General features: G+C 43.2%; 6 protein-coding genes. All 6 read left to right on the forward strand.

The window, feature by feature from the left end; translation table 11 throughout:
- Positions 1-17 precede the first annotated feature (17 nt).
- Positions 18-1,940 carry an ATP-dependent zinc metalloprotease FtsH gene (ftsH, locus tag DXA07_RS02090; RefSeq protein ID WP_118483167.1) on the forward strand — a complete coding sequence of 641 codons (1,923 nt, stop codon included), beginning with the start codon at positions 18-20 and terminating at the stop codon, positions 1,938-1,940.
- A 646-nt stretch (positions 1,941-2,586) separates the two neighbouring features.
- Entirely contained in the window at positions 2,587-4,692 is a 2,106-nt protein-coding gene (locus DXA07_RS02100; protein WP_021944614.1) for a glycoside hydrolase family 13 protein, read from the forward strand.
- A 17-nt stretch (positions 4,693-4,709) separates the two neighbouring features.
- The gene (locus DXA07_RS02105; RefSeq protein WP_118483170.1) at positions 4,710-5,747 is read left to right on the forward strand and encodes a HAMP domain-containing sensor histidine kinase; all 1,038 of its coding nucleotides are present in this window, start codon (positions 4,710-4,712) and stop codon (positions 5,745-5,747) included.
- A gap of 213 nt (positions 5,748-5,960) precedes the next feature.
- Complete coding sequence (locus tag DXA07_RS02110) at positions 5,961-8,396, forward strand: ABC transporter permease (protein WP_118483172.1); 2,436 nt, start codon at positions 5,961-5,963, stop codon at positions 8,394-8,396.
- 62 nt (positions 8,397-8,458) lie between these two features.
- The gene (locus DXA07_RS02115) at positions 8,459-10,891 is read left to right on the forward strand and encodes an ABC transporter permease (protein ID WP_243015399.1); all 2,433 of its coding nucleotides are present in this window, start codon (positions 8,459-8,461) and stop codon (positions 10,889-10,891) included.
- 169 nt (positions 10,892-11,060) lie between these two features.
- Positions 11,061-11,738, forward strand: coding sequence for an ABC transporter ATP-binding protein (locus tag DXA07_RS02120; protein ID WP_008402588.1), 678 nt, complete (start codon positions 11,061-11,063; stop codon positions 11,736-11,738).

Raw genomic sequence — 11,738 nt, forward strand, 5'->3', positions numbered from 1 at the left:
AGATGAAGGAGTAGACAATGAATAAGAAGAGAGCAAGAAGTGCTGTTGTGATCTATGCGATCATCCTTATTGTCGGATTCCTGCTGATCAACAAATGGCTGGGTGGCAGCAGTAATGTTGCGACCAATTACAGCTATACGGAATTTTCGGCAGATCTGAACGCGGGAAATATCGCAGCGGTAGATATTACACAGAATACAAATGTGCCGACAGCAACCGTGGATGTGGAGTTTGTTTCCGGAAAACAGCTTACATTCTATGCGGCAGATGTTAATGAGATTATTAAGATCTATAATGACTATGAAGCAGCAGTTGATAAGAAGAATGCGACAGCTTCTGCAGAGGATCAGGTAAAACTGGCAAAGTATAATCTGTATGATGTGCAGAAGGAAAGCATGCTTGGCATGTGGATCCCATATCTGATCATTATGATCATTATGGTCATTATCATGACATTCATGATCGGACGAATCCAGGGTGGTGGATCAGGCGGACAGATGATGAACTTCGGAAAGAGCCGTGCCAAGAAGAATGAAGATATCGGAAAGACGGTTACATTTAAGGATGTAGCAGGACTGGATGAGGAGAAAGAAGATCTGGAAGAGATCGTCAGCTTCCTTAAGAATCCGGGAAGATTCGTAAAGGTTGGAGCCAGAATCCCTAAGGGTGTTCTGTTAGTAGGACCTCCGGGAACCGGTAAGACATTGATGGCAAAGGCGGTTGCAGGTGAAGCCGGGGTACCGTTCTTCAGCATTTCGGGATCTGATTTCGTGGAAATGTTTGTCGGTGTCGGTGCTTCCCGTGTAAGAGATCTGTTTGACGAAGCAAAGAAGAATGCTCCATGTATTATTTTCATCGATGAGATCGATGCTGTTGCAAGACAGCGTGGTACCGGACTTGGCGGTGGACATGATGAGAGAGAGCAGACCTTGAACCAGTTACTTGTTGAGATGGATGGTTTTGGTGTAAATGAAGGAATTATCGTTCTTGCAGCAACCAACCGTGTGGATATTCTTGACCATGCGATCTTAAGACCGGGTCGTTTTGACCGTAAGGTATTCGTAAATCGTCCGGATGTCAAGGGCAGAGAAGAGATCCTGAAGGTTCATACAAAGAATAAGCCACTTGCAGAAGATGTAAATCTGAATGATATTGCAAGAACAACGGCAGGTTTTGCAGGTGCTGATTTGGAGAACCTGATGAACGAAGCTGCGATTTGTGCAGCGAAGGATAACCGTGCTTATATTGTAAAAGAAGATGTAGATAAATCATTTATCAAAGTAGGGATCGGTGGAGAGAAGAAGAGTCGTCTGGTACCGGAGAGCGAGCGCAGAATCACCGCTTATCATGAATCCGGTCATGCGATCCTGTTTCATCTGCTTCCTCATGTGGGACCGGTTTATACCGTATCTATCATCCCGACCGGAACCGGTGCAGGTGGATATACGATGCCGCTTCCTGAAAATGACAACGTATTCATGACAAAGGCAAAGATGTTAGAGGATATCAAGGTAAGCCTTGGCGGACGTATCGCGGAAGAACTGATCCTTGAGGATATTACAACAGGTGCTTCGCAGGATATCAAACAGGCAAGCCAGTATGCCAGAGCAATGGTTACCAAGTACGGTATGTCTGAGAAGCTTGGACTGATCAATTATGAAAGCGATGATCAGGAAGAAGTGTTCCTTGGACGTGATCTTGGTCACGCGAAGAATTACAGTGAGAAGGTTGCGGGAGCAATCGATAAGGAAGTTAAGCGCATCATCGATGAATGTTACGCAGATGCCAGAGCAATCCTTGAAGCACATGAAGACATCCTTCATAAATGTGCAACTCTTCTTCTCGAGAAAGAGAGAATTGACCGGGCTGAATTTGAAGCATTGTTTGAAGATGTACCAAATGCAAACTCTGCTGCAAACGCAGAGCCTTCAACAATATAGACAATAGTAACACGAACAAATTGATTGAAAACCAATAAAAAATTGTACATGTTGCACAAAAACGGCGTTTTTTGAATAATTTCAAAAAACGCCGCTCTCTGTTTTGCACAATAAAATTTTTAAAATAAAAAAATGTTTGGGCAGACTTTTAGAAGCATTTGTATATAATAATACTTGTAACCCCCCAATACATTATATAGTTTTGGCTACACCCCATAAGTAACAAAATACCTTCTCCAAAAGAGGCAGTCGTGCGTTGACTGTCTCTTTTATTTTGCTTCGGTGAAAGGACAACCCTTTTATGCGACCATCTGAATAAAAAAGCCCCACAGCATCCTCCACCGCTCCCCGGGGGTCTGCCCCTGTTATAAATACCTTGCTACGTTTTCTATTCACTGCACATGTCTGATTCGTAAATACTCCTGTGCTAACTCGCCTTCGGCTCAAACAAGCACCCGTATTTACTGACAATGTGCAGTTCATAACGAAAGCCTCGCAATGGTATTTATAACAGGGGCAGACCCCCGGGGAGCGGCGGAGGATGCTGTGGGGCTTAGTTTTGCCATTGGTTGTCAGCATAAAAAGGTTGTCTATTTATTAAAAAAGTATTAGAATGAAAAGGCATAAACGAAAGGGAGAGTTTTGAATGTCCGACAAATACACGAACGCAGAAAGAATTCATGATTATATATATGATCTGAAGCCGGTTATCAATGTAGGGGGATTGTTTTCCGATGGTTCTGAATACTACAGAATACCGCAGGAGCCTGGAATCAATGACCAGGTGAAGGTTAGATTTCGAACATGTGCAGATAATGCCGATGAAGTTTATTTGATCTACAATGGCGAGGAACTCGTCATGTCTGTTGAAGAATCCGATGATTTATTTGATTACTATACGGCGGTGATCCCCGCCGGAGAGAAATATATATCCTATTATTTTGAGGTCCATTCGGGCTGTGTGACCTGTTATTATAATAGGATCGGTGTACAGAAGAATGTGAATCCGGACTATAACTTTGAAATCTGTCCGGGCTTTGATGTACCGGATTGGGCAAAGGGAGCTGTCTTTTATCAGATCTATGTGGATCGTTTCTGTAATGGAGATCCATCGAACGATGTACTGGACAACGAATACTGCTACATCGACAGTCCTACCAGACAGGTGAAGGACTGGTATGAATATCCGGCAAATATGGATGTCGGACGTTTCTATGGCGGAGATCTTCAGGGTGTTAAGGATAAGTTAGATTATCTGCAGGATCTGGGCGTAGATGTTATCTATTTTAATCCGTTATTTGTATCACCATCCAACCACAAATACGATATTCAGGATTATGATTATATTGATCCGCATTTCGGAAAGATCGTTGTGGACGAGGGCGAATGCCTGCCGGATGGCGTAAAAGAGAATAAAAGAGCAACAAAATATATCAGCCGTGTAACCGACAAACGGAATCTGGAAGCCAGCAATCAGTTTTTTGCAGAACTGGTGGAGGAGATTCACAGCCGTGGTATGCGTGTTATCTTAGATGGTGTATTTAACCATTGCGGTTCCTTCAACAAATGGATGGATCGTGAGTGTATCTATGAGAATCAGGAAGGCTACGAGAAGGGAGCATATGTATCCTGGAGCAGTCCGTATAAGTCATTCTTTAAGTTTTATAACGAAGAGGTATGGCCGTATAATACCACCTACGATGGTTGGTGGGGGCATGATACACTTCCAAAGCTGAACTATGAAGATTCCCCAAAACTGGTGGAATATATTTTGAATATAGCAAAGAAATGGGTGTCCCCTCCATATAACGTGGATGGCTGGCGACTGGATGTTGCAGCAGATCTCGGACATTCGGAGGAATATAATCATAAGTTCTGGAGAATGTTCCGTAACGCAGTCAAAGAGGCAAATCCAAATGCAATTGTACTGGCAGAGCATTATGGAGATCCAAAGCCTTGGTTAAAGGGCGATCAGTGGGATACCGTTATGAACTATGATGCATTTATGGAGCCGATTACCTGGTTTCTGACTGGTGTTGAGAAACACAGTGATGAGTTCCGTGGTGATCTGTTGGGTAATCCGGATACATTTATGGGAGCCATGAATTATCATATGGCGAGATTCCAGCGTCCATCCCTTGAGATTGCAATGAATGAATTATCAAACCACGATCATTCCAGATTCTTAACCCGTACAAACCGGAGAGTCGGACGTACGCATACGATGGGGCCGCAGGCGGCAAATGAGGGTATCGATAAGAGTATATTCCGTCAGGGCGTTGTATTCCAGATGACCTGGCCGGGAGCTCCGACGATCTACTATGGAGATGAAGCAGGACTTTGTGGCTGGACTGACCCGGATAACCGTAGAACGTATCCGTGGGGCAGAGAAGATATGGAACTGATCCGGTTCCATAAAGACATGATCTGTATCCATAAGAACTATGAGGCTCTGATCCGTGGCTCGGTTATGTTCTTGCATGGAGCACATAAGATTATCGCATATGGACGTTTCACAGATACGGAGCAACTGGTTGTGATCCTGAATACAAATTATGAAGACATCGATGTGAAGCTGCATGTCAGACGGATCGGGGTCAAGAACCATGAGATCATGCGCAGAGTGATGCTTACAAATGAAGAAGGCTACAGTCTGGAAACCTGTGACTACAAAGTAGAGCATAATATGCTTTATATGAAGGTGCCGAAGATGTCAGCTATGGTTCTTGTAAATGTGGGAAGAGATGTTTAAAAGAGGAAACTAAAGTCTTGAAAAGTGATTTTGAGAGAAAACGGTTCATACAACGATTTGTGATCCTGGCTGTAATATTGCTGGCAGTGGTTGGAATCGGTATACGGTTCCTGTTCGGTGGCGATGAAAGGAGAATTGCAGTTATTTTGCTGATGTTAGCGGTTGGGCTTGTAATTCTGTTTTTCATCAGTTATCGGGAGATCGACCATACTTATCGGGAGATTGAGCATGTGTCGGATGAGATGCTTCGTGTGCTTCAGGGAGAAGATGAGCTACCGGAGGAAGAATACATGCAGGGCACGATCGGAATCTTATATACGAACTTTTATAAGATGGTGACATTTTTAAAAGAAAGCAAAGAGCGGGAAATGTCAGAGAAAGTATTCTTACGTGATATCATGTCAGATATCTCTCATCAGCTTAAGACACCGCTGGCATCCTTAAATGTATTCATCGATCTGCTGTTAGATGATTCCTTTACAGATGAAGAAAAACGGATGCGGGTGCTTAACGAATCAAAAAATCAGCTTACCAGAATGGAATGGATGGTATTATCTCTTTTAAAGCTTGCCCGGATCGAGGCGGGAGCAATCCAGTTTGACCGAAAAGAATGTGATCTGAAGCTGTTATTATTACAGGCAAGAGACAGCGTAACCTATCTGACGGAGAGCAGGGAACAGGAGGTTCATGTAATCTGTGAGGATGGCAGGAAGCTGGTCTGTGACGGAGACTGGCTCGTAGAGGCGATCATCAATCTTTTGAAGAATGCATCAGACTACTCACCGGAGAAGACAGAGATCACGGTTGAGGTAGAACACAATCCGGTCTTTACCAGGATCTATGTCAAGGATCATGGAATGGGAATCGCAGAGAAGGATCTCGGAAATATATTTAAACGATTCTACCGTGTACACCATGATGTGAATCCGAACAGTGTCGGAATCGGCTTATCCCTTACAAAATCTATCGTAGAAGGAATGGGCGGCAAGATCACGGTGCGGAGTGAAGAAGGAGCATATACCTGGTTTATCATTACATTTGTACATATAGATTAAGCTGATTCTAAAAAGAATTCTAAAGAAATTAATGTGAAGCAATAACAGAAAATACTATGGTGATGGGAATTGATGTAGGAAATTATCTCTTTCTTACAATATTGTAAGAAAAGAATACACAGATATTCACGGGAATGTAAGATAGAAGTGAGAAGATAGATACAACGAAGAGGTATCTATCTTTTTTTTATATATATCACGGGGAGGTAATGAATGACAGATTATAAAAAACTTGCACTTTATTATCTAAAAGCAGGTAAAAGGCGATGTATCGTTACGATCGTTGGGGTGATGATCACAGTGGCGGTGCTATATACAGCATTGAATTTTGGATATTCGTATGTGCTTCAGACACGGCAGGAAGTGAGGAAAGAAGCAGACTATGAGATCGTTTTTTTGTCAGAAGATACAGACAGATTAGCGCAGATCGCAGCAGATGACCGGGTACTTCAGGCATATAGCGGGGCGTATTCCGGTGAAGAATATGTCAGTGATGAAGAAAGATTTGTAGAAGTAAATTATAAAAATGCTTTATATGTGAATATCAGACATCCTTATCAGATGGAGTCGGTCATGGAGGCCATGAAAGCGGATTACGGAGTGGATGCAAGGCTGAATAATGAATTGGCTGTGTTATATCTTCAGGATTCAGATGGTCTGCTTGGTGTTGTATTGATCCTTGTTCTGTTGGTTGCTTATATCTTTGCAATCTTTGCTGTCGGAATGATCAGAAATACGGTTCAGATGTTCACGTTAGAGCAGGTAAAGGATTATGGAATCCTGCGGTGCATCGGAGCAACCAAAGGACAGTTGAACCGGATCATATACAGGATGGGAGCGGGCATGGAACTGACAGGCATTGCAGCCGGTGTACTGCTCGGAACATTCGTCAGTGTGATCCTTGGCTTTTTAAAGAATGTAGATGTTGGATTCCATATCGGCCCGGTTATTCCGATACTGATCGCATATCTTGGGGATCTGTATTTTGTAATGCAGGAGTGTTCAAAGATTGTAACGAAGATGTCACCGGTCAGTGCAGTCCGTGGAGAGTACCGGATCAAAAAGGAGAAGATCAAGATCCGTGGCAATGGTCTGATGGGACGGCTGTTCGGTATTGAAGGAGCCTATGCAAGGAAAAGCGTATTGCGGAACAGCGGGCGGTTTGCAAAGACGGTAACTGCTATGATGCTCAGCATAACTGCGACTGTTATATGTCTGAGTACCTGGGGTATGGTTCGTGATACGAAAAAGAATATTGATGATATGTATGGCAGGTATCTGGAAGAAAACCAATACCAATCGCCTGCCAGCATATTTAGTGATGTGGAATCGATACAGGGTGAATATTTGCCCTCTGTTGAAGAGATCAAAGAGAATTCTTTGCATTACTATGTAACAGAAACAAAAATGGTATATAGTGCCAGAGGAAATCTGGTAGATCCCGAAACCTATTATGGCAAGCTTAACAAAGATTATGCAGAACAGACGAGTTTGGGAAGTGGCATCGAAGCAATGATGCAGAGATGGAGAGAGCGGAATACAAAGGAATACAGCGAGAAAGATGATGTAGAATATGAAAAGGCTGTTGACAGTCTGGATAGTTCATTTATAAGCATTGAAGGTTGTGATCAGAATGATCTGGACTATCTGTCCGGGTTTATAGAGAGTGGAACTGCGGCGCTGGATGACGATGGTATTCTGGTTGTTGGCGGAGGAAGCGTAATGGATTATTCCGGAAGCTATGATGACGGAGTGACGTTGTATGATCTGGGAAAGCATTTTGATACATATGATCTGCAGGTAGGTGATACGATCCAACTGGTCGATTACAGGGAGTATAAAAAACGATATCAGGACGCTTATGAAAAAATGATGGCGGAAAGTGTTTTGGTCAGTTCTGAGAAAGATGCAGATGGCGAATATGTTTCGGAAGAACGGGCAACAAAAGAGGGAAGATCGACCGGACTGGAACAGTATGTGATCGCTGAACGCATCCGGCAGGAACTCATTGTGGAAGGATATTATCGGACTTATACGGTTCAGGGTGTTCTGGATTTTGGAGATCAGATAATTCCGGAATGGGCTGATATCTATATGAAAAGAGATTCTTATTTCGATCTGACCGGATTTGATGAACAGGATATGACGGGAGTAAAGTATGCGATCGATCTTGACAGTGTGCCGATATCCTATTTTGACATGCTATCGTCTGATCTTACGGATGTTTTGTATGGATATGCCTATGCCAGAAATGTAATGCGGTATGCGTTGGCGTTTGCTGCCTTTATATTTATATTAAGTTCAGTGAATATCATTAATACCACAGCAGGAAATCTGCATATGAGGCGAAAAGAACTGGCGCAGCTCCGGGTACTTGGAATGTCCAGAAAGAGGTTGATCCATACGGTCATGTTAGAGGGAGTGATGGCAACTGCCTTATCGAATATTCTTGGATTTTTATTCGGTACGATATTTACAATATATATCTATGAATATCTCAGCATGCTTTTATATATAAAACCGACCATTGCCTGGTGGGCATTTGGAGTCGGGTTTGCCACATCTGCATTGGTAATTTGTGGAAGCATCTATGTATCACTTAGGGATCTTCCGGTTGATATTGTGGATGACCTGAAGCTTGAGGAATAAAAAACGATAATGATGAAGAAAGGCCAAAGTTATCGGTGTGAAATAAAAAGAATAGGTGAGAAATGACAGACTATAAGAAACTTGCAGCATATTATCTGAAAGCCAGCAAAAAGCGGTGTGTGATCACGATCATCGGTGTAATGATCACAGTGATCGTATTGTATGCGGGATTGAACATTTTCTATTCTTATATGCTGCAGCAGCAAAAGAATGTAAGAAAGGAAGCGGACTATGAGATCGTGTTCCTGACGGATGATCAGAAAACTTTATCACAGATTGCGTCGGATGATCGGGTCACACAGGCATATACAGGAAAATATGCGGTGAGTGAGTGGGAGACAGTGAACGGAACGGATGGCAAATATGTAGAAAAGGTATACGACAATGCATTGTATGTAAATACCGGACATCCTTACAGGATGGCTAAGATCATGAACGAGATGATAGAAGATTATGGGGTGGATGCAGAACTTAACTGGAATCTTTCCACTTGGTATCTGCAGGACATGGAGGAAGGATTTGCCGTTATATTGATCGTGGTTCTGCTGATTGCATATATATTTGCAATCTTTGCAGTCGGAGTTATCAGAAATACGATCCAGATGTTCACATTAGAGCAGGTGAAAGACTATGGAATCTTACGATGTATCGGAGCGACGAAAGGACAGCTAAGCGGCATTATCTATCGGATGGGAGCTATGCTTGAGATAGCCGGACTGCTTGCCGGCATTGTGATGGGTGGAATTGTCAGCATGATCCTTGGATTTATATTTAAGATAAGCGCAGGCTTCCATATCATTCCGATGATACCGATCCTGATCACTTATCTGGGAGATATGTATTTTGTAATGCGTGAGAATGCCAAGCTGGTAACGAAGATGACGCCGGTCAGTGCGGTTCGTGGTGAATACAGGATCAAGAAAGAAAAGCTTCGTCGTCATGGCGGCGGACTGATGGGAAAGATATTTGGAATTGAAGGATCATATGCCAGAAAGAGTGTTCTTCGAAACAAAGGAAGATTTATAAAGACAGTAACCGCTATGGTGTTTAGCATTTCGGCGATCGTATTGATCTGCAGCTGTTGGGGACAGCTTCGGAAATACTGGAAGTCTACAGATGAAAAGTTTGGAGATTATCAGATCAATCTGACATCATATTCATCCGCTATAACGAGTCTGGAGGAAGCGCAGAGCACCTTGCCATCTGTAGAGGTATTCCGGGAATTGTCACGGAATAACAGTGTAGAAGAATCGAAGAAGGTATATGGCTGCAAGGCCGATCTGGTAGATACGGATTCTTATACAGGAAAGATCACAGATGAATTTCGAACCAAGGTTACGATGGGACATTATTACGGTGTCTATATGGATAAGTTAAATGGAACAGGAGAGGCATCTGATGATAAGGATCCGGAAGTTACCAGAAGTGTAGCGGAAACTATGGTAAACAGTACCGATGTGATCGGATGCGATGATTCAGATCTGAATCATCTTACAAAATATCTGACAGCGGGAACAACGGAGCTGTCAGAGAATGGTATTCTGGTTGTGGCGGGAGGAAGCTTTAACAGTTGGGATCTGGATGGAGATGCCTATGGGGATGAGGCTGATACCTTATATGACAAGATCTATCATTTTGAGACTTATCATTTTGAACTGGGTGATACCGTTCAGTTAGTCGATTTTGCTCTGTATCAGAAGGAATGTCTGAAAGCAAAGGAGAGGATCGAGCAGGAATTTGAAAAACTGCAGAAGGAAGCAGGAACGACACAAGACAGTGGCGAAATAGAAAATGCAGAAGGAAGAACGGCTATGCGCCAGGAGTATGTGGAATATGAGCAGATCAGAGATCAGCTGATCGCAGAGGGACACTACAAGACCTATAAGGTAGAAGGTATTCTGGATCTTGGCACACAGGTATTTGGTGAGACTGCAGACCGTCAGATCTATATGCGCCAGAATGATTATTTCGATCTGACCGGATATGGAGAAAATGACATTGCCGGAATGAAATATAAGGTCAATCTGGACAGTGTATCAGCCAGCTCTGTAACAGATATGCTTTCCTATATCGGTGATTCCTTATATGGAGAGTCTATGCAGCTCTGTGTATACCTGAAAAGCTTTGTCCGGTATGCAATCGCAGCGGTATTGTTCATCTTTGTATTAAGTTCAGTAAATATTGTGAATACGACAGCCGGAAATCTGCATCTGAGACGAAAAGAATTCGCACAGCTCCGTGTCATCGGAATGTCCAGAAAGCGCCTGTTGAAAACCGTTATGTTAGAGGGGGTTATGACGACAGTGGTAGCCAATGTACTCGGCTTTATTATAGGTATCGGGTTATCGTATGGAGTATTCATGTATCTTAATATGGTGATCGAGGCAGGAAAGTCCATTGCCTGGTGGGCATTTGGAGTCGGGCTTGTGGCATCCGGTCTGATCATCTGCGGAAGCATCTGGCTGGGGATCAGAGATCTTCCGGTAGCATGGTAGAAGATCTGAAGCTTGAAGAGTAGGCGTGAAAGGTAAGTTTGATACAGCAGATGAAAGGTGAAACGGAGTTGCTGTATTACAAGGTTAAAAAACAGAAATGCAATAAATATATAGATAAAAATTATAGATAGAAAGATCTGCGGGAAAGGCAGAGGAAAGAGGGTACGCTATGGAAATCGTAAAAATGGAACATGTAACAAAGATATACGGAGAAGGAAATACCAGAGTATGGGCGCTTGATGATGTGAACCTGACAGTGAATAAGGGCGAGATCGTGGCGGTTGTCGGTGCATCCGGTTCCGGTAAATCCACCCTGCTTCATGTTATGGGTGGTGTGGATACTCCAAATGAGGGAAATGTCATCGTAGACGGAAAGGATATTACAAGACTGACCGATGAGGAGATGTCAGTCTTCCGTAGAAGAAAGATCGGATTTGTATTTCAGGCATATCATCTGATCCCGGTACTGACAGTAGAGGAAAATATCAAGATGCCGATCCTGCTTGATCACAGAAAGCCGGATCGCGATTACATCGATCATATCATAGAGATGTTAGGTCTGAAGGACAGACGGAAGCATCTTCCAAACCAGTTATCTGGTGGACAGCAGCAGCGTGCAGCGATCGCAAGAGCACTGGCAAATCGCCCGGCATTGATTCTTGCCGATGAGCCTACCGGAGCACTTGACTCCAAAAACGGAAATGAAGTTATCACTCTGCTTCAGGATTCTGTTAAGAAGCTGGATCAGACACTGGTACTTATCACACATAATATCGATCTGGCGAGAGAGGCAGACCGTATCGTGAGGATCACGGATGGAAAGATATCAGAAGGAGAGGAGATGTAG

The sequence above is a fragment of the Clostridium sp. AM54-37XD genome (assembly GCF_003478225.1).
Taxonomy (GTDB): Bacteria; Bacillota; Clostridia; order Lachnospirales; family Lachnospiraceae; genus Coprococcus; species Coprococcus ammoniilyticus.